The organism is Rhodococcus sp. BH4, from assembly GCF_002079265.1.
Lineage (GTDB): Bacteria > Actinomycetota > Actinomycetes > Mycobacteriales > Mycobacteriaceae > Rhodococcus_F > Rhodococcus_F qingshengii.
Genome location: NZ_CP014941.1, coordinates 3,828,176 through 3,854,850 on the forward strand (window position 1 = coordinate 3,828,176; position 26,675 = coordinate 3,854,850).

A 26,675-nucleotide genomic window follows, 5' to 3' on the forward strand; every position below is an offset into this window, starting at 1 on the left:
CCGAAAGCACGCAACCATTCGACTCCACCCCCACCAATCGGTCGGACACAGAGCAGCGGGTCTGAAACAGACCTGGGCATGTTCTGGTGCATCTGAGGTTCGTCCTCAGGTTTTGAAGGTGGTGTTCGCCGGCCGCGGTTGCTGGCCGGGGTCGATCGAGGGTGGTGGGATGAACCAGGGTTTGTTGTCGACACCGATCCGAATCGCCCACTTCCCGACGAACCCTGATTTCCGGTGCATCAACCGGTGGTGCGAACGGCACAGCAGGACAAGGTTGTTCATCACCGTCGGGCCACCGTTGGCCCAGTGCCGGATATGGTGCGCATCCGTCCAGGCAGGCACACATGAACACCCCGGGAACGCGCAGCCCCTGTCTCGGGCGATCAACGCCACTCGCTGTTCGGGGGTGACCAATCGTTTTCCGGGTTTCGCATCGAGCGGTGCGCCGTGATCGTCGAGCAGAACCGTGGACAGGAAACAATCACACCCGAGAAGCCTGGTCTGCGACACCGACAGCGGTCCGAGCCAGGGCATGTGCCCGACATCGAGATCCGATACAGCCATTCCGTCATCAGCAGTGGAGGGTGTCGCGGCGCAGTCCCGATGCTCAGCGAGATCCCGAGCGTTGATGTGCACGTTCACGTGCGGGCGTTGACCACCGTCTGTGCCTGTTTTGGCGCAGTCCAGGTAACGGCGGATCAGTTCGGTGAACCCGTCCGCAGTGCGTTTCGCCGCCGACCGAGAATCCGGGGTTCCATCCGGAGCGGGGGTCGGCATCGTCAGATTCGACAACGCCGACAACAACATTTCACCGGTCAGGGCGTCGAAATCCCCACGCACCACCACCCGACCATTGAGCGTCGACGCGATCCGCAACTCGTTGAGATCGACATCCTCGGCGGGCGGAATCTCATCCGACTCGAACAACCGCTCCAACGTCGCGATCACGTTCCGCACCTTCGTCGTCGTCGCCTCCACACCCGACGCAGCAGCGAGCAACAAATCGATGCACTTCGGGAGCGCCTCCTCCGGCATCCCCTTCGGTGGTGATTCACAGAACGCCACGATCAACACGGCATGATCGAAGGAGCAATCCCCACAACCGAACCGAGCCGCCACACCCGGAAGCGGCCGCAAAGCCGCGCCCAACGCGGCGATCTTCTTCCCGTCCCGAACCTGCAACATCGTGTTCGCCGCCAACCAGGACCCCACACCGCGGCTCGCAATCACCTGATCATCCGGGCGCAACGAGAGTTCGTCGACCACCGCAACACGAACGGCTTCCAGGCGCAGAATCTCCGCACTCGCCTCGACAGCAGCAGCGCGCAACTCCGCAGCAGTCAACCGCCACAGACGTCCACGTAACCCCACCGCAGAACCAGACACCACATCCGACAACAAGACACTCATTGAATCCCCCGATCCCCTCCCCATATCATACTCGAACACCCGTTCGAGTCAAGAGTTTTTCGAGTCAATCCACCGAGCGTCCCGGAATCACCACACCGCATTGATATGCGAGAACCACCAGTTGCGCGCGGTCGCGGACATCCAGTTTCGTCATCGCCCGATTCACATGGGTTTTTGCCGTGACCGCGCTGATCACCAATTCCGCGGCGATTTCGTCGTTGGACATCCCGAGGGCAACGAGGGTTACCACTTCGAGTTCGCGTGGTGTCAATTGACCGAAAATCCCAGAAGTCGAGTCGGCCCGCGACGGAGTGGAAAGGAACCGAGAAATCAACGCGCTGGTCGCAATCGGCGACAGCAAAGAGTTCCCACCTGCGACCGTCCGAACAGCATCGAGTAGATCCTCCGCTCGGATTCCTTTGCCGATGAAGCCGCTGGCTCCAGCCCGGATCGCCTGTGCCACATGCTCATCCACTTCGAAGGTGGTAAGGATCAACACGCGCACGTCGGTCAAATCCGGATGATCGGCAATCATGGCGGTCGCTTCGACTCCGCTGGTGCCTGGCATTCGAATGTCCATCAATACAACGTCGGGTCGGTGCTCGATCGCCGCCTGGAATGCCTGCTCTCCGTCTGCCGCCTCGGCGACCACCTCCATGTCCTCTTCCGAACCGATCAGCAGCGCAAGCGTTTGACGGAAGAGCGCCTGATCGTCTGCCACTACCACCCGAATACTCACGACTCCCCACTCTCCGAACCCCTGGACACCGAGACAAGCGGCAGTTGGGCGTCCACACGAAATCCCCCGTCCGCGCGGAATCCTGCTGAGACCTCGCCTCCCATTGCCTGTGCCCTCTCCTTCATTCCCAGCAGTCCGTACCCGGGCGGTGACGTCGAAGGCACTGCCGTTCCGGAGTTTTCGACCGACAGCACCAGAACCTCGGCTTCGTACGACAACGACACGGTGACGGCCCCTGGCAACGCATGCTTGCTCGCATTCACGAGTGCTTCCTGGATAATTCGGTACGCCGTGAGGTCTACTGCTGGCCCGAGAGGGCGCAGCGAACCCACAGCGCGCACTTCGATTTCCATTCCCGCACTGACGAATTGATCCACCAGTGCCGGTAGATCCGAAAGCCCCGGAGCCGGCTTCATCGAGCGATCACCGTCCTGAGCATCACGGAGAACTCCGACCGTGGCCCGAATTTCATCGAGTGCCGCCTTGGACGTTTCCTCCACTCCGCGTAGTGCAGTCGTCGCCTTCTCCGGGTCTTTCCCGATCAAGTGCGACGCGACCCCGACTTGCAGGTTGACCAAGGCAATGTGGTGCGCGACAACGTCGTGCAGGTCTCGCGCAATCCGCATCCTTTCTTCGACGACGCGGTGTCGGGCCTCGTCCTCGCGCATTCTTTCCGCTTGCACCGCGCGCGCCTCGACGGACTCCAGATAGGCTCGGCGAGAACGGACCTCGGCGCCGGCAAAACTTGCCATCAGCAACCAAGCCAACAACCCCAGTGCCTCCTGCAGGAGATTGTTCCCCACTCCCAGGAAGATCGTGACGAGCATCAGCGAGCTGACTGTGCTCGCCGCTGCGAAGAAGGTCCTCCGGCGGTCACTCGTGCTGGCAACGTAGTAGAGGCACACCATCGCTGCGGACCCTGTGCCGGCATTCGGCGGCGCTGACAGTGCAATCATCAATACGCCGAGGAGTACTGCCACCGCCAGTGCCGAGAACGGATAGCGCCTTCGGAACACGATGGTTGCCGCTGCGATCGCTGTTACAAGCACTCCCACAACCGTGACCTCGCGGGTGTCATTGCCGTCGAGCGCGATGCGGTGCGCCGTCCACGTGGCAAGGAGCACGAGAATCGCCAGTGCCAGGTCGATGGTGCGCGGGTGTTCCGCACACCATCGACCCCACGTCGATGTCGAAGTCATCGATCTACCGTATCCGGGTCACACCGACAACTTGTCGCTCGTGGGTTCACTGGATTCCTTCGAATCTGCGAGCAGCGCAGTCAACTGCTCCCCCTCGACATCGACGTTCGGGACCAGCCGGTCCAGCCATGAGGGGAACCACCATGCCCTCGAGCCCAACAGGGACATGACGGCCGGTACGACGGTCATACGAATCACGAAGGCGTCGAACAGAACCGCGAACGAGAGTCCGAGTCCGATCTGCATGATGAAGGCGTCGCCGCCGAAGATGAAGCCCGCGAAAACGGCGATCATGATCAGCGCCGCGGCCGTGACCACTCGCGCGCCCTGGTCGAAGCCCTTCACGACTGCTTCATCCGGTCCGTCACCGTGGACGAACGCTTCACGCATTCTGGTCACCAGGAACACCTGGTAGTCCATCGCCAACCCGAAGACGATGCCAATCATGAAGATGGGCAACATCGCCACAACTGATCCGGTTTGACCTTCGATTCCGAGAATGCCGGCGAACCAACCCCACTGGAAGATCGCGACCAGCACACCGAACGTCGCACCGATCGAGAGCAGAAATCCGAGAGTTGCCTTGAGTGGTACCAAGATCGAGCGGAACACCAACATCAGGAGGATGAAGGCGAGGCCGACGACCAATGCGAGGTAGGGAACCAGGGCGTCGGCCAGGCGATCCGAAACGTCGATCGTCAACGCTGTCTGACCGGTGACCGACATCGTGGCTCCGGTCTCGTCGGTCAGTGATCCGGCGACCTCACGTATATCTGCGACGAGCGCCTTTGTTGCCTCGGTTTCCGGGCCACTCGAGGGAACCACCGTGATGACTGCTGTATCGCCGGCCTGATTGAGTGCTGGCGGCGTCACTGCCGCTACGTCGGGCAGAGCGCCGAGCTTTTCCTGGGCGCCGCTCAATGCCGCTGCCGGATCTGCGGCGTCGGCAACGTCGACGACCACCATGAGCGGGCCGCTGAACCCGGCACCGAACCCCTCGGATAGTCGGTCGGTAGCCCTGGCGGCAGTTGTGTCGGGCACTGGTGGGCTCGCCAAACTCAGGTTGATTCCGAAGGTGGGGATCGCCAGCAATCCCAGCCCGAGGACTGACGCGAGCAAAACCGGAACTCGACGCCGGATCACGAACTTGGCCCATCGCGAGCCCGCCCCCTCCGACTGTTTCCGGTGTGTCAGTTCACCGCCGGACGCCAGCAGTCGACGATCAGACCGACTCATGACGCGCGACCCTGCAAATCCGAGTGTGGCGGGCAGCAGCGTCAGTGAAATCACCACTGCAACAGCAACTGCGAATGCTGCAGCCAGACCCATGCTCGTCAGGAACGGGATGTTCACGACGAACAGTCCTGCCAATGCGATGAGCACCGTTAACCCCGCGAACACTACGGCCGAACCCGCAGTCCCCGCTGCGCGGCCCGCAGCAATTTCTGGATCATGTCCGTCACGTAGTTCGGAGCGGTAGCGCGAGACGATGAAGAGCGAATAGTCGATCGCCACGGCGAGCCCCAGCATCATTGCCAGGACGGTTGTGCTCGAACCTAATTCGATGAAACCAGTTGCGATTGTGATCGTGCAGATCGCGATGCCGATGCCGATCAACGCGCTGATCAAGGGAAGCCCCGCCGCAACCAAGGAACCGAAGGTGACGGTCAGCACCACCGCGGCGATCGCGACTCCGATCACCTCTCCCATCGATTCGGCGCTGCTTTCCATCAGCACGTTGCCGGCAACATCGACTGCCAGCCCTGAATCCGCGGCGTCGTGGACGGCGGACTCGAGCAGTTCTTTCGAACTGTCCGGTAAGTCCATCGAGTCGGCGGTATAGGAGACCTGCATGTATCCGATCGTCCCAGTCGGCGACACTCCGCCGGAGGCATACGGATCCGATACCGCTGCAATCTCAGGATCCTTCCCGAGCGCAGAGACCAAGTCACTGACGGATTGTCGAATCGCCGGATCGGTGAGCGTCGTGCCCGCCGGAGATTCGAAGACGATGCGAGCACTGGCTCCGTCGGTGGACGATTGCGGAAATCTTTCAGCCAGAAGATCTTGCGCCGCTTGTGATTCGGTGCCCGGAATCGACAACGTATTGACGGTCGGACCGGACAGCGTTGCTGCGCCTACTCCGCCCGCCACCAGCAGGACGACCCAGAAGCCCACCATTGCCCAACGGCGCCGAAACGCGAGTCGCGAGAGTTTGTACAGGAATATCGACATGCGTGTCACTGTGCCGATACACGACCCCGTCGCACATCGTGCACAGGTAGGCAGTTCGACGTACTGCGCTCGCAGTAGGGCGGTGGTCCCCAGTGCTAGACGGGCAAACCCAACTCCCTTGACCACGGCGGATCCGCCCCGGGACGTGACACGGTGACGGCTGCCGCGCGTGCGGCAAAGGTCAACGCGGCCGACCAATCTGCCTCGGTGAACGCACGCACAACAGCGACGTCGAGTGCGTCGTGACGATCAAGGTAGGCCAACAGGGCTCCGTGAACGGTATCGCCCGCACCGATCGTGTCCGCGACGTCGACCGCGGGCGCCGGCACCGAAACATCGAGTTCCTCGGTGATCAACCGCAACCCGTCACCACCACGGGTGAGCAGGACGGCGCCGACGCCTTCGTGGAGCCACTCGGCGCCGTCGACCGAACCCAACCACTTCGCGTCGTCGTCGCTCACTTTGAGAATATCGATGGCGGGCAACCACGAACGAAACCGTCGTCGATACGCGTCCGGGTCGGAGATCACCGCCGGACGAATGTTGGGGTCCACCATGGTGAGTCGACCGCGGGCGTGTGCTTCGTGCAGCAAAGCTTCGTAGGCAGAGGCCCCGGGCTCGAGCACCAGCGACAGCGTTCCGAACGAGAATGCCCGGGCAGAGGGAAGTTTCGGCAGCACGAACTGTCGATCCGCCGTTCCCTCGAGGTAGAAGGAATACCGCGCACCTCCGTCCGCTGCAAGGTTCACGACGGCCAGAGTTGTCGGCTCGGGCCCACGTTCGACCCCAGTTGTGTCGACATTGGACGCGGCCAGCGAGTCGATCATCCGATCTCCGAAAGCGTCTGTGGACAAGCGAGAGACGAATCCCACGTCGGATCCGAGTCGACCCAGTGCAATCGCAACGTTGAACGGTCCACCGCCCAACTTGGGTGAGAAGTTCTCCCCCACCGGAACCAGATCAACCAGTCCCTCACCACACACCACGACGGATCGTTCGCGTGTATCACTCATCGGTAGACCCTAACCTTCTCACCAGTCGAAGATGGATGTGACCTGCTCGGCACGAACGAGTTCGGGTGCCGAGCAGGTCACGATTGTGATGGGATTCAGCTACCCACACGCTCGCCCGTAGCCGGGTCGAAGAGGTGAACGAGGCCGTCCACCCGCTCGAAGCCCAGCGTCTGGCCGTACTGCAGCTTCGATCGCCCGCCGGTGCGTGCAACGAGCGAGATCGGGTCGGCTTCGGTACCAGGCACGTGTGCGTAGATGTACGACTCGTTGCCCAGTTCCTCTACCAGGTCGATCTGAGCTGCGATTCCGTCTCCGGCAGCGACCACCTGGAATTGCTCGGGCCGAATTCCTACTGTGACCGAAGCCAGACCGGCCGCGGCGATTGCCGCCATCTGCTCGCGGTCCAGCGGAACCTCGACGTCGCCGAAACGCACCCCACCCGAACTGACCGGCGCCGTTACCAAGTTCATACCTGGAGATCCGATGAAGCCTGCAACAAACGCATTGGCCGGCCGATCGTAAAGTTCGGTCGGAGAAGCGAATTGTTGCAACTTGCCGCCCTTGAGCACTGCCACGCGATCACCCATCGTCATCGCTTCCACCTGATCGTGCGTGACGTAGACGGTGGTGGTTCCGAGACGACGCTGCAACGCCGCGATCTGCGTGCGGGTCTGGACGCGTAGCTTTGCGTCGAGGTTGGAGAGCGGCTCGTCCATGCAGAACACTTGCGGTTCACGAACGATAGCTCGGCCCATGGCAACTCGCTGCCGTTGACCACCGGAAAGCTTGGCCGGCTTGCGGTCGAGATAGTCAGTCAGGTCAAGCAGTTTGGCCGCTTCGGCCACTTTCTTCTTACGCTCCTCAACGGGCACACCGCGCATCTTCAACGCGAACCCCATATTTTCCCCGACGGTTTTGTTGGGGTACAGCGCGTAATTCTGGAAGACCATTGCGATGTCGCGATCCTTGGACGGGACATCGGTCATGTCCTTGCCGTTGATGGTGATCGCGCCGGAATCGATGTCCTCGAGCCCTGCCAACATGCGCAGGGCCGTGGACTTTCCGGAACCTGACGGACCGACGAGCACGATGAACTCCCCGTCGTTGATGTCGAGATCGAGTGAATCGACAGCGAGGGTCCCGGCACCTTCGTAGATGCAAGACGCTTTCTGGTACGAGATTTCAGCCATGACGAACTCCTGAGAGGGTGAGGAGAATTATTTGATTGCACCGAAGGACAGGCCGCGCACCAGTTTGTTCTGGGCGAACCAACCGGCCAGGATGACGGGCAATGCCGCCATGGTCGCTGCCGCGGAGAGCCGAGCCCAGTACAGTCCCTCGCCGGTGATGAACCCGACCAGGAAGACCGGAATCGTCTGCGCTTGAACAGCTGTCAGGTTGACTGCGAAGAAGAATTCGTTCCACGAGAAGATCACGCAGATCAGCGCAGTCGCAGCAATTCCGGGCGAGATCAGCGGGAGGATCACCTCGCGAACCGAGGTCCACAAACTCGCGCCGTCCATGCTGGCAGCTTCGAGAAGTTCGCCGGGGACTTCGAGAAAGAACGAACGCATCATCCACACTGCGATCGGCAGATTCATCGATGTGTACAAGATGACCAGCGCCCAGATGTTGTCGAGCAATCCGATGTCGTTGACGATCACGTACAGCGGCACGATTGCAGCGACGACTGGGAGCATCTTGGTACTGATGAAAAAGAACAGAACGTCCTGAGTCTTGGCTACCGGGCGAAGCGACAATGCAAACGCAGCCGGAACACCCAGTAGCAGAACAAGAATCGTCGACATGGCCGTCGCAAATGCGGAGTTTGCCAGCGTCGTGCCGAGACCGGAGTCGAGGACGGCACGGAACTGTTCGAGGGTGGGAGTGAAGAACAGCTTCGGCGGATCCGTGTAGGCGTCTGCCTCGGTCTTGAACGCGGTGAGGACCATCCAGAAGACCGGGAAGAAAAACCCGAGAGCGGCGATCCACGCCACAACCGACCACGGACTGAACTTGCTGCTCTTCCTTTTCTTGACGACGGGCTTGTCGGCCGTCGCGCTTGTCGTCTCTACGGCAGTCATCACGCCGCCTCCTCGTTGCCGGTGAAGCTCTTGAAGATCAATCGGAGCGCAAGTGTCGACACGATGATCGTCGCGATCACTGTTACGACACCCATCGCCGCAGCTTGACCTACGTCGAAGCCGAGGAACGCGCGCTGGTAGATGTAGAACGGCAGGTTCGAGCTGGCCACGCCGGGCCCGCCCGACGTCATCATGTACACCGCGTCAAAGGTGTTCACGAGGTAGATCGCACCCAGAACTGCACCGAGTTCGATGAAGCGGCGCAGGTGCGGCAACGTCAGTTCGCGGAACATCGCAAACGGCTTGGCTCCGTCCACTCGTGCGGCTTCGAGAATGTCTCGGGGCATGGACTGCAAACCGGCCAGAATGAGCAGCATCATGAAGGGCGTCCACTGCCAGATCAGATTGATCATGACGGCGGCGAGCGGAAACTTGCTGACCCAGTCGACCTGGCCGACGCCGAAAGGCTGGAGTACGAAGTTCACGATACCGAACACCGGGTCGAACATTGTTGTCTTCCAAAGCAATGCGCCGGCGACGGGAGTGATGAGAAACGGCGTGATCAGCAGTGTCCGGACGATGCCCCGACCAAGGAATGCGCGGTCGAGCAGCAGCGCCAGCGCGAGTCCGAGGATCACCGAAACGATGACCGTACCCACGATCATGATGACCGTGTTGACCGCGACTTCCCGAAACTGACTGTCCTTGAAAACCTCTATGTAGTTATCGAACCCGTTGAAGTGCCGCGATCCCGGCCGGACAAGGTTCCACGACTGCGTCGAGTAGTAGAGGGTGAACAGAAACGGAATCTGAGTGACGACGATCGAGAAGATCAACGCCGGCAACAGGGGACCTCTACGACGCCAACCCTCGGCGCGGGAGATCTTCTTTTCGACACGGACCGGTGGCGCGTCGTCCACCGTAGTTCTGGGCTCGGCAACCGTAGTCATCGGTTCTCCTGATAGGTCTTGCCGACCACCTCGGCATACTGCTGGGATTGTTCGAGTGCTTCTTTCACGCTCTTCTGACCCGCGATGGCCGCACTGATCTGCTGGCTGACGCGAGTGCCCAGGTCCTGAAACTCAGGGATGGTGAGGAACTGGACGCCGGTGTACGGAACCGGTTGCACTGTCGGGTTTTTCGGATCTGCATTATTGATCGATTCGAGGGTGATCGGACCGAATGCCTGTGCGGCCTCTTGATATTCCGGAATCTCGTAGGTCGATAGGCGACTTCCCGGAGGAACTCTCGACCAGCCGAGTTCGGTTCCGACCTTCTGGATGTAGTCCTTGTTCGTCATCCAGGAAATGAACTTCCAGGCGTCATATTTGTTCTGTGCCGACTCCGGGATTCCGAGCGCCCACGTGTAGAGCCAACCAGGATCGGACTTCTCGACCTTCGGGGCCTTCGCATATCCGATGTTGCCGACTACCTTCGACGACGCAGGGTCCTCGAGAACCGACACAGCCGACGTCGCGTCGTACCACATCGCCGTGTTGCCTTGCGCGAATTGTGTTGCACATTCACCGAATCCGCTTGTGGCAGGACCCGGCTGACCGTGCTCCTTGACCGTGTCCACGTAGAACTGAACCGCATCCTCGACCTGCGGACTGGTCAGCTGCGCATTCCAATTCTCGTCGTACCAGCGTCCACCGAAGGTGTTGATCACGGTGTTCAGCGGTGCGAGTACCTCACCCCAGCCAGGCTTTCCGCGCAAGCAGATTCCCGCCATCTTGGCGTCCGGGTTGTCGAACTGTGCTGCCCAACCTGCAACTTCTTGCCACGTCGGGTCTTCGGGAACTGTAATCCCCGCCTGATCGAACAGATCCTTGCGGTACATCAGGAACGACGACTCCCCGTAGAAGGGGACCGCGTACATACTGTCCTCGTACGACAGAGAAGTCTTGATCGACGGTACGAAGTCGTCCTCGTCGTAACCGGGCGTCGTGTCTGCATAGTCGGACAGGTTCGTGAGCCAACCGTTGGCGGCCCACTGAGGTGTCTCGTAGTTGCTGATCATCACGACGTCGAACTCACCGCCGCCGGTTGCCGTCGACGCCGTGATCTTGGCGCGCGCCTGGTTCTCGGAAAGGCTGACGAATTTGAGGTCGATGCCAGGGTTCTCGGCTTCGAAAGCCGGCGCCAGTTTGATGGCGTCCTGCATCTGCGAGTTCGACACCATCGCGATGGTGACTGTTCGTTCGCCGGAACCACCGAGCGCACCAGCGCCCGCACATCCCGACACCAGGAGGCAGAGCGCCGCCGCGGCAGCGCCCCACACTCGTCTTCCTGTTTTCACGGATTACCTTCCTTCACACTTGCGTGTCAGTCGCGCGCTCGGACCGCGAAACTCGTGAGATCGCTAGCCTTCGAGCAGCCACTGGGCGCACTCGACGTCGGTGACGAGTACGTTTGCCAAACCTCCGCGCAATGCGCCCAGAACGGCCTGGCGTTTGTGTGTTCCTCCCGAAATCAGAATCGTCTGATCGCAGGATTTCACTGCGTCGAGCGAGACGGAGACCGTTCGCTCAGGTAGTGGCCCCTCCACTGGATTGCCGTCGACCGAGTAGAAACGGCCGCCGATTTCACCGACAGCGCCTCGACTTTCCAACTCGTCCAGCATGGTCGAGTCGACGAAGCTACCGGCAAACAAGGTCGTCGCGGTCGAGACGGCACCGACTCCGAAAACCATGATGTCGGAATCAGTTCCGGCTTGCAGCGCCTTCGAGATCACCGAGTCGTTTCGCATCGACTCCACGGTCGCCGGGTCGGCATACAGCGGAGCGTTGAGACGAATAGGATTGGCCTGCAACTGTTGTGCACATCGGCCGATGGTGAAGTCGACACCGGTTTGGTAGTCGGTCACCGTCATGGAGCCGTCAAGTTGTACCACAGCCGAGCACTTCGCGGCCTTGTCCGGCAAAGATCCTGCTACCGCAACGGTTTCCGGACCCCAGGTAAACCCGAGAACGCTCGAAGGCTGCAGACGACGAACCAGAACTTCCGCTGCTCGTCGACCGAGTGCGTCGAAGTCCGGGTCGTCCGCATCCGAAATCGCTTCGGGGACGATCAACACTTCGGCCAACCCGAAGTGCTTCTCCAGCTTCGATTCCAACTCCGTGTTCACCGAACCTTCGAGCTCCGGCGGTACCAAAATCTCGACCCTGACCAAACCTTGCGTCCGCGCCCTGGCCAACAGTCGCCCGGCTGTCGGCCGCGAGACGCCCAATTTCGCTGCAATCTCCGCCTGAGTGGCGCCTTCGAGGTGATACATCGTCGCCGCCCGCAAGGCGAGCCGCACATCCTCGGAAGCGGGCAACTTCGACGACTTGAGTCCTGTGGGCTGAGCCGACTGGTTCACACGGTCTCCTTGTGTATCAGGTTCAAAGTTTCTCGATCGTGAGCAAATGCTCACTAGATGTTCTTATGCTCATTAAGCTAACATCTACGTTGTGACCCACACAACAGTTTCCGGAGAATCCGTCGATCTACCTGCGACAATTCGGGCAAATGTCCTCGTCGAGACCGGAAAGATGCAGATGGTCGAGAGACCACGACCGTCCCCGAAGGCGGGTGAAGTCCTCGTTCGCATCCATGCCGTGGGCGTGTGCGGGTCGGACGCGCACTACTTTCACGAAGGTCGCATCGGCCCTTACGTAGTCAACTCACCGCTCGTTCTCGGACACGAAGCATCGGGACGCATCGCTGCGGTCGGTGACGGCGTCGACCCAAGACGCATCGGGCAGCGTGTCTCCATCGAGCCTCAGAAGCCCGATCCGACAAGTCCCGAATCCAAGGCAGGCAGATACAACCTCTGCCCTCATATGGAGTTCTTCGCGACGCCGCCGATCGACGGTGCGCTGACCGACTACGTCACGATCGGTGCCGACTTCGCCCATCCCATCGCAGATTCCGTGTCCTACGAGGCAGCTGCGCTGTTCGAGCCACTTTCCGTAGGGATCGCCTCAGCCCAGAAGGCGGGGATCACTGCCGGCTCTCGGGTGTTGATCGCCGGCGCCGGCCCGGTAGGAATCGTGACGACGCAGGTGGCCAAGGCATTCGGCGCGACGGAAGTCATCGTCTCGGACATCGACGCGGCCCGGCGTGATGTGGCACTGAAATTCGGCGCAACAACCGTCGTTGATCCACGTGAGAGCGACGTACGCTCGCTGGCCGTCGACGCATTCATCGACGCGTCGGGTGCCACGGCCGCAGTGATCGACGGGATTCACGCAGTTCGGCCCGCTGGAACCGTCGTTCTGGTCGGAATGGGTGCCGACGAGATACCGTTGCCGGTCCCGATCATTCAGAATCGCGAACTGATGCTGACCGGAGTGTTCCGGTACGCCAACACGTGGCCGATCGCCGCCGCATTGGTCGCTGCCGGGCGCGTCGATCTGGACTCGATGGTCACAGCACGCTTTTCACTCGAACAGTCGCAAGAGGCCCTGGTGGCCGATCGCATTCTCGGCAGCATCAAAGCCGTAGTCATCGTCGCCGAAGGAGACTAGTACTTTCATGGAACTCAATACGAAGACCCTGTTCGACTTCGATGCTGCACTCGAAGTGCCGAACTACGACCGGAGCAAAGTCACTACTGGCATAGTGCATTTCGGTGTCGGAGGCTTTCACCGTGCACACCAGGCCATGTACATCGATGATCTCCTGCGACGCGGTGAGGGCTTCGACTGGGGAATCTGCGGAGTGGGAGTGATGCCGTCGGACAAGCGGATGAAAGACGCTCTCCGCGCGCAGGACTGCCTCTACACGCTGGCGCTCAAGCATTCTGACGGAACCCTCGAGGCCCGGGTCATCGGGTCGATCGTCGAGTACCTGTTCGCTCCGGAGGATCCGGAGGCGGTGATCGAAAAGATGGCATCCGAATCGACGAAAATCGTATCTCTCACCATCACCGAGGGCGGATACAACATCTCGCACACTACGGGTGAGTTCGACGCGTCCGATCCCGATGTAATGCACGATCTCGAGCCGGGAACACTCCCCCACACCACCTTCGGTCTGATTTGTGCGGCACTCGCACTCCGTCGCGACCGGGGCCTCGCCCCGTTCACGATCATGAGTTGCGACAACATCGAAGGCAACGGATCGGTCGCCAGGACGGCAGTCGGAGCGTTCGCCGCCCTGAAGGATCCCGAACTTGCGGAGTGGATCGACGAGAACGGCGCCTTCCCCAACTCCATGGTCGACCGGATCACACCCGTCACGACAGCCGAGGTGACCACCGAGATCGCCGAGACGTTTGGCGTGGAAGATCAGTGGCCGGTCGCGGCTGAGCCGTTCACCGCGTGGTTCCTCGAGGACGAGTTCACCTCAGGCAGGCCACCTCTGGAGAATGTCGGCGTCAATCTCGTGCCGGATGTTCGCCCGTACGAACTGATGAAACTGCGCCTTCTCAATGCCGGCCATCAAGGCATCGCGTACTTCGGCTACCTTGCCGGATACCGCCTGGTCCACGAGGCATGCCAGGACGAACTCTTGTCGGGGTTCCTGCTCGACTACATGAATCTCGAAGCGACGCCGACCCTTGACCCGGTACCCGGCGTCGACCTCGATCAGTACAAGAAGACCCTCATCGAAAGATTCTCGAACCCCCAGATCCGCGACACGATTGCACGTCTGTGTGCCGAGTCGTCCGATCGAATTCCCAAGTGGCTGTTGCCCGTCATCCGGAACCAACTCGACACCGGTGGGTCGATCAACCTGTCCACCGCAATTGTCGCTAGCTGGGCCCGCTACGCCGAGGGCACAGACGAGAACGGAGATCCCATCACCGTCGTCGATCAGCTGTCGGACACTCTGGTGCCGCTCGCCCAGAAACAGTCGAGCGACCCGTTGGCCTTCATCGGGTACCGCCAAGTGTTCGGCGATCTCGTGGACGATCGCCGATTTGTCGCTAGCTTCCGAAAGACCCTCGACTCATTGCACTCCGTCGGAGCCAGAAGAACCCTCGAGGAGGTGCGCGGGCTCTGACTACACCGAGACGTCGTGCAGGTGATGGATCGGATCGTGAATGAAGTAGGCCGCCAACGATTCGACGGTGAACGCCGATCCGTCACTGCGGAGACCCCGTCGTTGGCGGCTACCCTCTGGCACGGTTTCGAAGGCATTCGCGACCTCCGCCGCGGCGTCGGACAATTCCGATGCCACCTTTGCCGGATCTTGGTCGTTGTACCGCTCGGCCTCAGCTGTTGCGTCTTGATCCCAGTTCTCGAATAGCGGATCGTCGAATTCGAGCATCTGTTCCAACCTCACCTTGAAGATCCTGAACACGTCGCGTACGTGGGCGGAATACTCCAGCGCTGACCATGTTTCGCTGTCCGGTCGCTCCGTCACATTCTCGCCCTCCAGTACCTCGGCCCACGAGACGGCATTGCTACGCACAAGATCTGGAACATCCGCGAACGCAACAGCGGACGAATCAAACCCGCACTCGCCGCATGGGCGTTCGAGGACCCAGGTCCAGTTCTTTGTATCCGGGGTGATCGGCATGCATCGAGAATAGTCCGCGGGAGCGGAGTCGGTCTGCTTCGATTGGCCGATGAAGCGCATCATGGTCGGTATTGCGATTCCATTCGTGCTGATGCTTACTTCGTGTGGCGGGGACGGGGGCGACGCCGAACCACACGAACTCGCCTTCACATGCGACGACGCACATGCGTACCTCGAAGTTTTCGGGACGGTCGAGGCGGCGTTGGCCCGGCTACAGAGCCCTGGATGGAACGATGTCCCTGAACTCGCGGGTTCCGCCAGCGCCTGGGCAGCGTTCACACCACAACAGCAGACTGCGATAGTCAATTCACTTCATTCGGCTTCCCGAGGTGAATGTTGATCCGTATTTCGGTGCCGGTATCCGGCATCTGACTCCGTCGACAAGATTTGCCGGTCGATACTCGGATCGGCCGAAGAACTGGACATACTCCGACTGATTCCACGTCGCCGATCGATCAAGTCCGCGATGACATGAGCGGGCCGCACGACGACTGGAGAGGATTCGACGCTGAGGCGCGTGAGCGCACCAAGAAGCCTTCGAAGCAGCGGAATCGGGATCGTGCGACTGAGCAACGCCGGAGGCCTGATTCGCCGGTCGCACAACAGAATTACAAACGACGACGTAACTACGTCATTCCGATCGTGACAAAATACTCGTTCGTCGGCGACGGACCGATCACTTCGATTTCCTCGACGGGTCTCGTCGCCCCTCAAGTGAAGGGCGTCGAGTCGACATGTACCCCTTCCGAACGCAGTAAATGCTCGGCCGCACAAATCAACAGGGAAAGGGATTCGTACGAGAGTCCCTCGATCGCATGCATCAGCCTGTCAGGCGCCGGAATCGACCGGTCGACCGGCGAACCCTCGGATCTCCGCACAGAAAGCACGGTCGAGAGTTCTCGTTGATTCACCACCTGACCTGCGCTGTTCGCTCGCTCGAACATGGCATTCAGCCGCTGGACCAGTTCCTCACCTTCAGCTGATCGAATAGTGTTGCCAAACAGCCTGTTTCCATGATCGGCTTCGACACCAGGCCCGATCGAGTTCTTGATTGTCACAGTATGTTCTCCGTTACGTTGGTCTGTCAGGTTGATCAGGGGTGCGACCCGGCGCAATTCACAGAGCCTTTATCCGTGCCGCCCAACGGCGTCGCGTCCATCGACAGCAGACGAATCTCCCCCGGCGCCCATCGGCTTCCGGTAGCGAGACCTTGAAGTTGCTGTTCACTTGCAGTTCGTCGTTACACTTTAACAATATTTGTAACGCATCGACAAGTGTTTTGTTCCGATTGCCCGGTTTTGCACCCGATCGAGGCAACTACTGAGCTCTCACGGGCTGCGGATTCTGCAATTCACGAAGCTCGGCAAAATGGATCCGACGCAGACAAGGACGGCGAGACAGCCCTCGTTGGCTCTCATTTCCAGTGATCGAGCACGAAGTCCTCAATGGTGATGACCCAAGTCCGACAGCGCTTTTCAGACAGGGAAAGGGCCCCGCAGTTGCGGGGCCCACTATCGTTGCCGTTCCTTGCGTAGAGTCGTTTCCGACAGTCGGCTGCCGGTCAGCGCGTCAACATTTGGGTGCAGCCGAGCCGCGGGGGGGACGGCTCGACTGCCTTGTACCTACACCGGTAGGCACGTCTAAAGCGTGACACTTCTGTACGTCGAGCACATACGCTGAAATACCCGGATAGGTACCTACTTTTCCTTCACGTCCGGCACGTCGCTCGCTCGGTTGCGCCCAATTGCACTGCGCTCCCGATACTTGTCGAGGATTGGGTATCCGGATCCGAGACTTTCACCTCGTCCGAGATCGACGATCGCGGTACGACATTTACTTGTGTAGCCACGAAGGATCAACTCAGCCGTACCCGCATGCGCGTTGCGTGCGATTCAATACCAACTACGTGTGGGCAACTGCACCAACTACCTGTGGGCAACTGCCCTGTTGATTGCACTCTGCGCACTTGTCGCCGTTGCGATCGTCGGCAGCATGACTTTCGACAAACGTCATTGGGTCTGACCTGCGGGCTCACGGCAACTGAATGTGGGGCGGGCGGGGCTCGAACCCGCGACCAATGGATTATGAGTCCACGGCTCTAACCGACTGAGCTACCGCCCCATCCGGATGCGATGCATCGCGGCGAATCCGAATGTTACCGGCACATCCGACGCGGATCACAATCGGGCAGGCGGTGACGCGTTGCACTCTTTCGAGTCGAGTCTTCCAAGGTTGGTCGGCACAGGCGCGATGAGCCGATACCGTGGGAGTGCACACCCCACGGAACAGGATCACCACATGAAGCTTGCACTGACCGAATTCAAGAACTCGAAGGCCACGATCCGGATCATCATGTCCGACGGCGCGAAACTGAACGGCACCGTCACCGATTTCACCGAAGACACTCTCGTTCTCAATTCTCCGAATGGTGTCTACTACATCAACCCCAGCCACATCGTCCGACTGTTCGAGCCTTCGGATCGCGCAGCGAAGTAAGCGCACCGGACGAACAGTTCGACGGTTCCGCCGAAAGCCCGACGCAGAGTATTGCGTCGGGCTTTTCGCATCTCCGCCGCCATCATCTTCGCTTCGCGTTCACTGATGCTGATGCCGCCTATCCTCTGCGACATGGCGAACGACAGCGGACCACCTGAACTCGTGTTGTTCGACTTGGGTGGCGTGCTGTGTCGATTCGAGCCTGACCGTCGCGCCGCAGAACTGGCTGCGGCCATCGGCGTCACGGAAGACGAGATTCATGCCCTCGTGTTCGCGTCCGGGTTCGACCAGGAATGCGATCTCGGCATTCACTCCGAAACAGCGATCCTGGAACGCTTTCGACGACTCGGGTTTCCTGGTGACCGCGACGAGCTACGCCGAGCCTGGGCCAAGGCCTTCATCCCGGACCGCGCGGTCATCGATCTCGCAATCGCGCTTCGAAGCGAGGGGGTCGTGGTCGCCACACTCTCCGACAACGGACCTGTTCTCTTGGCCGCCATCGAAAGTGTTGTAACTCCAGTGGCAATCGACGAGCATGTTTTCTCCTGCATGCTCGGAGCTACCAAACCCGACCCTGCGGCCTTCCTGGCTGCGCTGGAGTTTCTCGATGCGCGTCCACAGCAGACTTTCTTCGTCGACGACAACCCGGTGAACGTCCTCAGCGCTCGACGGCTGGGAATTCTCGCAGAACAAGCAAACAAAGCGGCAGACGTCGGATCGGCACTTCGATCGGTGGGTCTGCTGCAAACGCACTAGCGGCGACGAATACAAGAAAGCCCCCCACCCGATTTCTCAGGTGAGGGGCTTTGCTGCTCCCCCGGCTGGACTCGAACCAGCAACCGTCCGATTAACAGTCGGAAGCTCTGCCAATTGAGCTACAGGGGATTGTCTTGCTCGCTTCGCCCGTTCCGGCGTTGCCTGAGAAACTGTAGCGAATCCTTCACCGAAGTACCAAATCGCCTGCCCAGCGAGTCATCAGGCAGGATGGAGTCAGGACGATCGGTGCTGGAGGGAAGCAGGAATGATGCGTTTGTTGATCGGTGTTGCAGCTGGGTACGTCCTGGGAACCAAAGCGGGCCGCGCACGATACGAGCAGATCAGCCGGGCCGCGAAGGCGGTGGCCACCAGTCCGGCCACCAAGAAGGTGTTGGACGCGTCACGGCAGAAGCTGGCCGACTCACTGAGTACTCAGCCCAAGCTCGAGCCGATGAAGCCGATCAACGAGGAGACTACGATTCTGGTCCCCCACGACCAGTTGAAGAAAAACCGTTAGGTCAGACGCTTTGGTCGCCGACAGCCTGCTCACGCAGCTGTCGGCGATACTGCTCCAGCGCCACGAGGTCGCCGAACAGTGAGTTGTACTCCTCGGGGGCTGCAGCAGGTGAAACGCGCTGAAGCTTGGATTTGAGGTCGGCAACCTGCTCGCCCACCCACGCTTCCTGCAGTCGTGCGAGCACTCCGTTGATGTAGCGCGGAACCGTGTCTTCGTCACACGGCATCGGTTCGACGGCCAGCTCAGATACAACCGAGGCCACCGTCATGTCTTCGACGCCCTTGGTGACGACTTCGATCCACTCGGCGCCGCCGAGTCCCTTGCTCGTTCCACCGGCGTCAGCCATTGCCTGTCTGATGACAACGTAGGCGGGGTGGGTGAACGTCTCGGGCGGCAACGAGTCGAAGACACTGCCGGCGATGCCAGGGTGCTGCAATGCGGCCTTGAGGACAGCTCGCTGCGTCGAGAGCGCGGGATCGTTGGGCCGGGGCCTGGAGATTCCGATCGGCAGCGCAAGCGCATCGGCAGCAGGTTGGTCGACAACCTGACGACGCTTGGGCGCCGGTGACGATCCGCGCGTCGACGCCCGTTTGCGAGCTTCGTCACGCACGCGTCGTCGAACCGACGGAAGATCGTCCCAACCGACCCATCCGCACAACAGATTCGCGTAGCTGTCGCGCAGAGTTGATTCCTTGATCTGCGCAACGACGGGCACGGTACGACGCAGTGCCTCGACACGACCTTCAGCGGTCTCCAGATCGTGTTCGGTGAGGATGGACTTCACCACGAACTCGAACATCGGAGTGCGCCGTGCCACGAGGTCGCGAACGGCGGCGTCACCAGACTTCAGTCGCAGATCGCACGGGTCCATTCCGTCGGGCGCGACGGCAACGAACGTCTGCCCGGCCATCTTTTGATCACCCTCGAACGCCTTCATCGCAGCGGCCTGCCCCGCGGCATCGCCGTCGAAGGTGTAGATGATTTCACCGCGAAAGTAGCTGTCGTCCATCAGGAGTCGACGGAGCATCGCAAGGTGCTCCTCACCGAAGGCGGTCCCGCACGAAGCGACGGCGGTCTTGACGCCGGCCAAATGCATCGCCATGACGTCGGTGTAGCCCTCGACGACTACCGCCTGGTGTCCCTTGGCGATGTCGCGCTTGGCGAGGTCCAAGCCGAACAAGACCTGAGACTTCTTGTAGAGAATCGTTTCCGGCGTGTTGACGTACTTACCCGGCATGGTGTCGTCGTCGAAGAGCTTGCGGGCACCGAAGCCGATGACGTCACCGGCGACGCTGCGGATCGGCCACAGAAGTCGGCGATGGAACCGGTCGATCGGACCTCGTCGGCCTTCTTTGGACAGCCCGGCTGCTTCGAGTTCCTTGAACTCGAAACCTTTGGACATCAAGTGTTTTGTGAGAGTGTCCCAACCTTCTGGCGCGTATCCACACCCGAACTGCAAGGCCGCTGCACCGTCGAAGTTTCGCTCGGTGAGGTAGTCGCGAGCCGCCTGGGCATCGGGTTCGCGCAGACGAGCGGCGTAGAACTCCTGAGCCGCCGCGTTTGCTGCGATCAAGCGTGCACGGGTGCCGCGATCGCGCTGAACGGACGGTCCGCCGCCCTCGTACGAAATCGTGTAGCTGAGTCGATCCGCCAACTGCTCGACGGCCTCGACGAAGCTGATGTGATCCATCTTCTGCAGGAACGAGTACACGTCACCACCCTCACCGCAGCCGAAGCAGTGGTAGAGGCCGTGGTTGGGTCGCACGTGGAACGACGGCGACTTCTCGTCGTGAAAGGGACACAGACCTTTGATCGAATCGCCACCGGCACGCTTGAGTGAAACGTATTCACCGACGATGTCCTCGATGCGAGTGCGTTCGCGAATGGCCGCGATGTCTCTGTCAGAAATTCGGCCCGCCACGTACATCAGTCTAGGCGGTCCCCCGGCACCTCCTGACAACGATATGTTGATGGCCGACTCTGCACCGCAGCGATGGGACCGACGATGACTGAAAACGCCTCGAGCTCGCACGAAGGGCGATCAGGAACCCGATTCGGCGTGTACGAGTTGCGTAGCCTCCTCGGCCGAGGCGGAATGGGTGAAGTGTACGAGGCGTACGACACCTCGAAGGATCGCCTGGTCGCTCTCAAGTTGCTCCATCGAGAGCTTGCGGCCGACCCGTCATTCCAAGCTCGTTTCCGCCGAGAATCTCGCGCCACCGCCGCCCTGAACGAACCGCACGTGATCCCGGTGCACGACTGGGGCGAGATCGACGGAGTTCTCTTCATCGACATGCGATTGGTCGAAGGTCATACGTTGCGAGCCGAGTTGACCGAATTCGGCCGACTCACGCCTGTACGAGCCGTCGACATCGTCTCGCAAATCGCGTCGGCGTTGGACGCCGCCCATGCCCGCGGGCTCATCCATCGTGACGTCAAACCAGACAACATCATTCTCACGAACAACGGCTTCGCCTACCTCGTCGACTTCGGAATCGCATACTCACAGACGGACACGAAGATCACCACCGAGGGAAGCGCAGTCGGTTCGTATGCATACATGGCGCCGGAGCGGTTCGGAATCGAAACGCCGACGGCCGCAGCGGATGTCTATTCCCTGGCTTGCGTCCTCTACCAATCACTCACCGGAACAACACCTTTCAACACCACAAGCATCGAGCATCTGGTCAATTCGCACCTGAACGCTCCGCCGCCACGCCCCACACTGGCGGTTCCGTCGCTCCCGCAAGGCCTTGACGCCATCGTGGCTCGCGGCATGGCAAAGGATCCCGCACACCGCTATCCGACTACGGGAGCGCTCGCACTCCAAGCGCGGCAGGCCCTCTCGACGACCCACACCCCCGGTGCCGCCGGCGGATTGCAACCCACGATCGTCGGGCAGCCCACCTACACCACGGCGAATCCCGCTCACGGGAACTACACGCACATCGTGACAAAGACCAAGCGAAACCGAGCACCGATCGCGATCGGTGCGGCTGGAATTGCACTCGTTCTGGCCGCAGGAGGCACGGCGGCCTGGGTGACGCTGGGGAATTCGGGCCCCGAATCACCAACCGCTGTAGCAGCTTCCACCGCCACGTCGGCACCGGCACCCATTCAGGATCCAGTCAGAACGCCGAAGCTCGAGCCGCTACCCACCGCCGGACTGCAGGCGACCACGACCACCCGGGCGTCGAACCCGTCCGCGAGAAATGGCGACCTCGGGGTGAGCAAGCCGATCACCGTCCCCTCATGCAAAGGAACCGGAATCGTGGTGTTGGCCAATGCCACCGATCCGGCAACGTACGCCAGCGAGATTCAGAACTACCTCGACGCGTTCCCCGGCTCGAAATACCTACGCACAGACCAGTCCTGCCCGTCACTGCGTCAAGTCTCCGATTCGGGGACGGCGATCTACACGGTGTATCGCGAATCCGGGAACACCGAGTCGAAGATCTGCAAGGACGTTCGCGCAGCAGGTGGCGACGCTTACGGCAAGTGGCTCGATACCACTACCGACCCGTCGACGCGGATGACTTGCTGAGGGCGTAAGTGGCTCAGCCCCAGCTGGCCTGCGCGCCCAGGCTCGCTTTGTCCACCCGTTCGAGCCGACTCTCCGTGTACGACGCGATCTGATCCACCACTACCCGGACCCGAGCACCGTCGTCCGCGGCGCGTTCCCACGCGGGCAGCAGGATCGGATCGAGCCCGGCCGGCGCAGTTGCCAGCAGCCATTCCGCGACGCGATGAACACGATCACGCTGCCGATCCTGACGCGCTTTGTGTCCGGCGTCGGACATCACGTAGTACAGCGCCACGGTCTTGAGCAACGCCACCTCGGATGCGACGGCCTCGGGTATGTCGAGGTCGGCTTGATAGCGCGAGAGGGGTCGGTCACCGTGTGTCAGCCGGGTGCTGGCGATCGCCGCGGTGGCGAAGCGTCCCACCAATTCACTCGTCAGATTCTTCAATGCGACGGAACTCCCTAGCGTTCCGTCGAAACTTCCGACCCCGCGTACGACGGGGAGTTCGGACAGCCGTTGGGCGGCTTCGATCAGATCGTCGACTACCAATCCGCGAAACTCGGAGGCCCCGAGTTCTGCCAGTGCGCGCTGCTCGGACGGATCGGCAAGCGAGCAAAGGTCGATGCGGCCTGCGATCACCCCGTCCTCCACGTCGTGCACGGAATAGGCGATGTCATCGGCCCAGTCCATGACCTGAGCTTCCAGGCATTGCCGTCGCTCGGGCGCTCCCTCGCGAACCCAGGCGAGCACCTCTGCGTCGTCGTCGTATGCCCCGAACTTCGCGCCGGGCTCAGGGCGGGTCCAGGGATACTTGATGGCTGCGTCGAGTGACGCCCTGGTGAGATTGAGGCCTGCGCTCAGACCGTCGGGGCGCAGGATCTTGGGTTCGAGGCTGGTCAAGATCCGCAGATTCTGCGCATTGCCCTCGAAACCTCCGCAGTCCTTGGCGACTTCGTCGAGGGCCTTCTCGCCGTTGTGACCGTACGGTGGGTGCCCGATGTCGTGCGCGAGACCGGCGAGGTCCACCAGGTCCGGATCGCAACCGAGTCCGTCGGCAATCCCTCGCCCGATCTGTGCGACCTCCATCGAGTGTGTCAACCGCGTACGAGGCGTGTCACCGTCGCGCGGGCCGACAACCTGGGTCTTGTCGGCCAGCCGCCGCAAAGCCGCGGAGTGTTGGACGCGGGCCCGATCTCGCGAGAAGTCCGAACGATGCTGCGCCGCTGCGATCTGCGAACCCGGCAACCCCGCTCGCTTCGGCGCCTCGACGACACGACGTTCGAGGTCGTGTTCGGAGTAGGTACCGCCTCCGTAGGTGGTGTGAGCTGTCATGGTCTCTATTGCCCTGCCGTGTAGGGGAAGTCTGCCGAGAAGTGCGTGAGCTGATACCAGAGCAGCGCGCCGGTTTCGCGAGCGATTCCGTGCAACTGGGATTCGCGGGTGAAGACAGCCGGGCCCTGACGAGTAGGTGCGGTCCACGCCTGGAGTCCTGTGTCGCGGGCCATCGTCCGCGTTCGCAAGGAGTGCCACGGGTCACTGACCAGGACAGCGGAATTGATTCCCTGCGAGGACATCTCGGCACTGACTGCGTCGATGCTGAGCAGTGTGTCCGAACCGGTCTCCACCGCGGTGATCGCACTCGAAGGAATTCCGCGATCGGTCAGATACATCCTTCCCGACGCCGCTTCGGTGTACTCGTCGCCTTCTTGTTTACCGCCGACAGTGATGATCTGCGGAGCCACTCCGCGCTTGTACAGCTTGTACGCCTGCTCGAGTCGGGCCTCGAAGACGGATGACGGAGTGCCGGAATACTGAGCCGCGCCCAGAACGACTATCGCGTCGGCCGGCCGCGTGTCGTCGATGCGCGCCACCTGCCACACCCGGAACGCAGTACCCCCGACCAGAACCACGGCCATCAACACGGCACCGGCGATCAGTCGGCGCGTCCAGCGAGCCAATCCTGCCCCGAAGCCGCCCGCCCGTGAGGGTGATGGGTCGTGGGGGCGGTTACCGAAAGCAGGTTTCACTCCCGCAATTCTGCCAGTTCGCGGCGATCACCTCCGATGCCGACGCGCCACAACGGATAGATTTGCGTCATGGCCCTCGCACCACACTTCGCGCAGTTGTCCTCGGTAGAGCAGAGTCGGACAATCACCCGACCCGTTCGCCGTCGGGGAAGCGCCGCCGCCGTCGCTGCGATTTTCGCTTTGCTGGCGCTCGTCTTCAGTCCTGCGCTCGCCTTGGCGGACGCCCCGATGGTGTTGCCGAATCACATCACCGACACCTCCGGGGTCCTCGATTCCGGGCAACGCAGCGACATACAAGCCGCGATCGATCAACTCGGCGAGGACCACCAGATCGATCTGTGGGTCGCGTTCGTCCCCGATTTCAACAACCTGGGTGGCCAGGCGTGGGCACAGCAGACAGCCACGAAGTCGACGCTGAGTACCAAGTCCGTCCTGCTTGCAGTTGCCACGGCGGAGCGTGCTTACTACCTCGATGTGCCCGCTGAGCTGAGCAACATCACGGATTCCGACATCGAATCGATCAATACCGACGCGGTGGAACCGGCTCTCGCCGAGGATGATTGGACCGGCGCGGCAATTGCCGCAGCTGGAGCACTCGGCGACGCGAACAACACGAGCGGCGGAATGGGAGTCGGAACACTCCTCATCGCGGGCGGCGCTGTGGTGGTCGGGACGGGCGGCGTGGTCCTGTACTCACGTAAGCGCAAGAACGACAAGAACAAGGCAAGCGTCGAAGCCGCGAAGAACATCTCCCCCGACGACATCGCCAGCCTCAACGCACTCCCGCTGCCGACGCTCGACGAACGCGCGAAGGAGATCCTCGTCGAGACGGACAACGCGATCGCCGGCAGCCAGGAGGAACTCGATCTGGCCCGCAGCGAGTTCGGAGATTCCGCCGTCGCACCCTTCTCGGCAGCATTCGACAAGGCCAAGGCCACCCTCGCCGAAGCCTTCGCGATCAGGCAGCGACTCGACGACGCCATCCCGGAAACTCCCGATCAACGCCGACAGATGCTGATCGACATCATTTCCTCGTGCGGTCGAGCCGACCAAGAACTCGAAGCTCGCGTCGAGGAGTTCGACGGGCTTCGCGACCTTCTCATCAACGCCCCCGCACGTCTCGATGCGTTGACGCAGAGTGTTGTTTCTCTCAGCGTGCGCTTGCCCGAATCCGAGGCGATTCTGACCAAATTGAAGGATCAATTCCCCGCGCCGACGCTGGCATCGGTCGTGAACAACGTCACGATGGCGAGTGAACGCCTGACGCTCGCCGAGAAGTCGATCGAGGAAGGCCGCGATGCCACCGCGCTGCCGGCCGGTAAGCAAGGCGCTGCCGTCACTGCGATTCGCACGGCCGAAGCCGCCCTCGATCAGGCACGCAAGCTACTCGACGGCGTCGATCACGCCGCCGACGACATCCGAAACGCCATCGCGACACTTCCGTCCGCGATGGACGACGTCCAACAGGGCATCACCGCTGCGGACGCTTACCTGGCGCAAGGCGGGCAGAAGTTGGCGGACGCGAAGGCCGCAGCCCAGGCAGCGTTGGCGAATGCTCAGACGTCGAAGGACAGCGATCCGCTGACAGCCTTCAACCAGATCGTCGCAGCCGACGCCCAACTCGACGCGCTTCTTGCCGACGCTCAGGAGCAGAAGCAGCAGCTCGAACGTGCACAGCAGCGCCTCGCCCAGGACATTCTGGCCGCACAGGCTCAGGTGACCGCTGCAGGCGACTTCCTCGGAACCAGGCGCGGCGCGATCGGGGCGGAGGCGCGCACTCGCTACGCCGAGGCTCAGCGGCACCTGCAGGCGGCCCAGCAATTGCAGGCCTTGGATCCGTCGAAGGCGCTGCAACACGCCCAGGCCGCGACCACCTTGGCGACGCACTCACTTCGCGCCGCGCAGAACGACGTCAACACCTGGGAAGCAAACCAACGACCCCGTGGCGGCGGTGGCGATGCGACAGGAGCGATCCTCGGCGGCATCCTGATCAACAGCATTCTGCGAGGTGGCGGAGGGCCCCGTTCGTACGGCGGACCGAGCAGCAGCGGACGCTCCGGTCGCGGTGGCGGCGGCGGTGGTTTCGGCGGCGGGGGCGGCGGCCGAACCAGTCGAGGCGGCGGCGGCCGGTTCTGACGGATCCCGTCGAGGTAGTAAAATCCCTA

The 26,675-nt window shown here is 61.4% G+C and carries 23 protein-coding genes and 2 tRNA genes; 8 read left to right on the forward strand and 17 right to left on the reverse strand.

Annotation, left to right across the window (positions count from 1 at the left end):
- Window positions 1-105: 105 nt before the first annotated feature.
- From A0W34_RS17590 to A0W34_RS17635, 10 genes are all read right to left on the reverse strand, one after another.
- On the reverse strand, window positions 106-1,410 hold the full coding sequence (locus A0W34_RS17590) for an HNH endonuclease signature motif containing protein (RefSeq protein ID WP_081558015.1): 1,305 nt from the start codon (window positions 1,408-1,410) through the stop codon (window positions 106-108).
- Window positions 1,411-1,474: 64 nt separating this feature from the next.
- Entirely contained in the window at window positions 1,475-2,149 is a 675-nt protein-coding gene (locus A0W34_RS17595) for a response regulator (protein ID WP_042921920.1), read from the reverse strand.
- Window positions 2,146-3,348, reverse strand: coding sequence for a sensor histidine kinase (locus tag A0W34_RS17600; RefSeq protein ID WP_030536577.1), 1,203 nt, complete (start codon window positions 3,346-3,348; stop codon window positions 2,146-2,148). The genes A0W34_RS17595 and A0W34_RS17600 overlap by 4 nt, the downstream gene beginning before the upstream one ends.
- A gap of 18 nt (window positions 3,349-3,366) precedes the next feature.
- Window positions 3,367-5,583, reverse strand: coding sequence for an MMPL family transporter (locus A0W34_RS17605; RefSeq protein ID WP_058039427.1), 2,217 nt, complete (start codon window positions 5,581-5,583; stop codon window positions 3,367-3,369).
- A gap of 95 nt (window positions 5,584-5,678) precedes the next feature.
- On the reverse strand, window positions 5,679-6,596 hold the full coding sequence (locus tag A0W34_RS17610; protein WP_081558016.1) for a carbohydrate kinase family protein: 918 nt from the start codon (window positions 6,594-6,596) through the stop codon (window positions 5,679-5,681).
- A gap of 95 nt (window positions 6,597-6,691) precedes the next feature.
- A complete protein-coding gene (locus A0W34_RS17615; protein WP_042450146.1) occupies window positions 6,692-7,786 on the reverse strand; it encodes an ABC transporter ATP-binding protein in 1,095 nt (364 codons plus the stop codon).
- 27 nt (window positions 7,787-7,813) lie between these two features.
- Window positions 7,814-8,680 (reverse strand): carbohydrate ABC transporter permease, encoded by an 867-nt coding sequence (locus A0W34_RS17620; protein ID WP_054781981.1) that lies wholly within the window; start codon window positions 8,678-8,680, stop codon window positions 7,814-7,816.
- Entirely contained in the window at window positions 8,680-9,630 is a 951-nt protein-coding gene (locus tag A0W34_RS17625; RefSeq protein ID WP_019748978.1) for a carbohydrate ABC transporter permease, read from the reverse strand. Before A0W34_RS17625 ends, A0W34_RS17620 begins: the two co-directional genes overlap by 1 nt.
- The gene (locus tag A0W34_RS17630; protein ID WP_081558017.1) at window positions 9,627-10,979 is read right to left on the reverse strand and encodes an ABC transporter substrate-binding protein; all 1,353 of its coding nucleotides are present in this window, start codon (window positions 10,977-10,979) and stop codon (window positions 9,627-9,629) included. The genes A0W34_RS17625 and A0W34_RS17630 overlap by 4 nt, the downstream gene beginning before the upstream one ends.
- Window positions 10,980-11,042: 63 nt before the next feature.
- Window positions 11,043-12,041 carry a sugar-binding transcriptional regulator gene (locus A0W34_RS17635; protein ID WP_054781980.1) on the reverse strand — a complete coding sequence of 333 codons (999 nt, stop codon included), beginning with the start codon at window positions 12,039-12,041 and terminating at the stop codon, window positions 11,043-11,045.
- Between the two features lie 139 nt (window positions 12,042-12,180).
- Between A0W34_RS17635 and A0W34_RS17640 the strand changes: the two genes are divergently transcribed.
- Window positions 12,181-13,191: an NAD(P)-dependent alcohol dehydrogenase gene (locus A0W34_RS17640; protein WP_042450271.1), complete on the forward strand. Its 1,011-nt coding sequence runs from the start codon at window positions 12,181-12,183 to the stop codon at window positions 13,189-13,191.
- 7 nt (window positions 13,192-13,198) lie between these two features.
- The gene (locus A0W34_RS17645; protein WP_081558018.1) at window positions 13,199-14,671 is read left to right on the forward strand and encodes a mannitol dehydrogenase family protein; all 1,473 of its coding nucleotides are present in this window, start codon (window positions 13,199-13,201) and stop codon (window positions 14,669-14,671) included.
- Here A0W34_RS17645 and A0W34_RS17650 read toward each other — a convergent pair whose 3' ends face one another.
- On the reverse strand, window positions 14,672-15,190 hold the full coding sequence (locus tag A0W34_RS17650) for a DinB family protein (RefSeq protein WP_054781979.1): 519 nt from the start codon (window positions 15,188-15,190) through the stop codon (window positions 14,672-14,674).
- A gap of 49 nt (window positions 15,191-15,239) precedes the next feature.
- Here A0W34_RS17650 and A0W34_RS17655 point away from each other — a divergent pair, with 49 nt between their 5' ends.
- Window positions 15,240-15,530 (forward strand): hypothetical protein, encoded by a 291-nt coding sequence (locus A0W34_RS17655; protein WP_081558019.1) that lies wholly within the window; start codon window positions 15,240-15,242, stop codon window positions 15,528-15,530.
- 370 nt (window positions 15,531-15,900) lie between these two features.
- On the opposite strand, the gene A0W34_RS17665 is transcribed toward A0W34_RS17655, so the two are convergent.
- Window positions 15,901-16,305 (reverse strand): hypothetical protein, encoded by a 405-nt coding sequence (locus A0W34_RS17665; protein ID WP_232329877.1) that lies wholly within the window; start codon window positions 16,303-16,305, stop codon window positions 15,901-15,903.
- Between the two features lie 932 nt (window positions 16,306-17,237).
- Window positions 17,238-17,311, reverse strand: a tRNA-Ile gene (locus tag A0W34_RS17670).
- Window positions 17,312-17,488: 177 nt separating this feature from the next.
- Between A0W34_RS17670 and A0W34_RS33450 the strand changes: the two genes are divergently transcribed.
- The gene (locus A0W34_RS33450; protein WP_223304512.1) at window positions 17,489-17,686 is read left to right on the forward strand and encodes a hypothetical protein; all 198 of its coding nucleotides are present in this window, start codon (window positions 17,489-17,491) and stop codon (window positions 17,684-17,686) included.
- Window positions 17,687-17,818: 132 nt separating this feature from the next.
- Window positions 17,819-18,442 carry an HAD family hydrolase gene (locus A0W34_RS17680; RefSeq protein ID WP_232329878.1) on the forward strand — a complete coding sequence of 208 codons (624 nt, stop codon included), beginning with the start codon at window positions 17,819-17,821 and terminating at the stop codon, window positions 18,440-18,442.
- 56 nt (window positions 18,443-18,498) lie between these two features.
- On the opposite strand, the gene A0W34_RS17685 is transcribed toward A0W34_RS17680, so the two are convergent.
- Window positions 18,499-18,571 (reverse strand) — tRNA-Asn (locus tag A0W34_RS17685).
- Window positions 18,572-18,707: 136 nt separating this feature from the next.
- On the opposite strand from A0W34_RS17685, the gene A0W34_RS17690 reads away from it, so the two are divergent.
- Window positions 18,708-18,959: a hypothetical protein gene (locus A0W34_RS17690; RefSeq protein ID WP_003941570.1), complete on the forward strand. Its 252-nt coding sequence runs from the start codon at window positions 18,708-18,710 to the stop codon at window positions 18,957-18,959.
- A gap of 1 nt (window position 18,960) precedes the next feature.
- Here the strand turns inward: A0W34_RS17690 and dnaG are convergent, their stop codons facing one another.
- Window positions 18,961-20,880, reverse strand: a complete 1,920-nt coding sequence (gene dnaG / locus A0W34_RS17695) for a DNA primase (RefSeq protein WP_030536590.1) — start codon at window positions 20,878-20,880, stop codon at window positions 18,961-18,963.
- A gap of 72 nt (window positions 20,881-20,952) precedes the next feature.
- Between dnaG and A0W34_RS17700 the strand changes: the two genes are divergently transcribed.
- Window positions 20,953-22,503: a serine/threonine-protein kinase gene (locus A0W34_RS17700; RefSeq protein WP_081558021.1), complete on the forward strand. Its 1,551-nt coding sequence runs from the start codon at window positions 20,953-20,955 to the stop codon at window positions 22,501-22,503.
- 13 nt (window positions 22,504-22,516) lie between these two features.
- Here A0W34_RS17700 and A0W34_RS17705 read toward each other — a convergent pair whose 3' ends face one another.
- Together A0W34_RS17705 and A0W34_RS17710 are read right to left on the reverse strand one after the other, a co-directional pair.
- Window positions 22,517-23,815: a deoxyguanosinetriphosphate triphosphohydrolase gene (locus tag A0W34_RS17705; RefSeq protein WP_081558022.1), complete on the reverse strand. Its 1,299-nt coding sequence runs from the start codon at window positions 23,813-23,815 to the stop codon at window positions 22,517-22,519.
- Window positions 23,816-23,820: 5 nt separating this feature from the next.
- Window positions 23,821-24,510 (reverse strand): YdcF family protein, encoded by a 690-nt coding sequence (locus A0W34_RS17710; protein WP_081558023.1) that lies wholly within the window; start codon window positions 24,508-24,510, stop codon window positions 23,821-23,823.
- Window positions 24,511-24,579: 69 nt separating this feature from the next.
- On the opposite strand from A0W34_RS17710, the gene A0W34_RS17715 reads away from it, so the two are divergent.
- Window positions 24,580-26,646, forward strand: a complete 2,067-nt coding sequence (locus A0W34_RS17715) for a TPM domain-containing protein (protein ID WP_081558024.1) — start codon at window positions 24,580-24,582, stop codon at window positions 26,644-26,646.
- The last annotated feature ends 29 nt before the right edge of the window (window positions 26,647-26,675 follow it).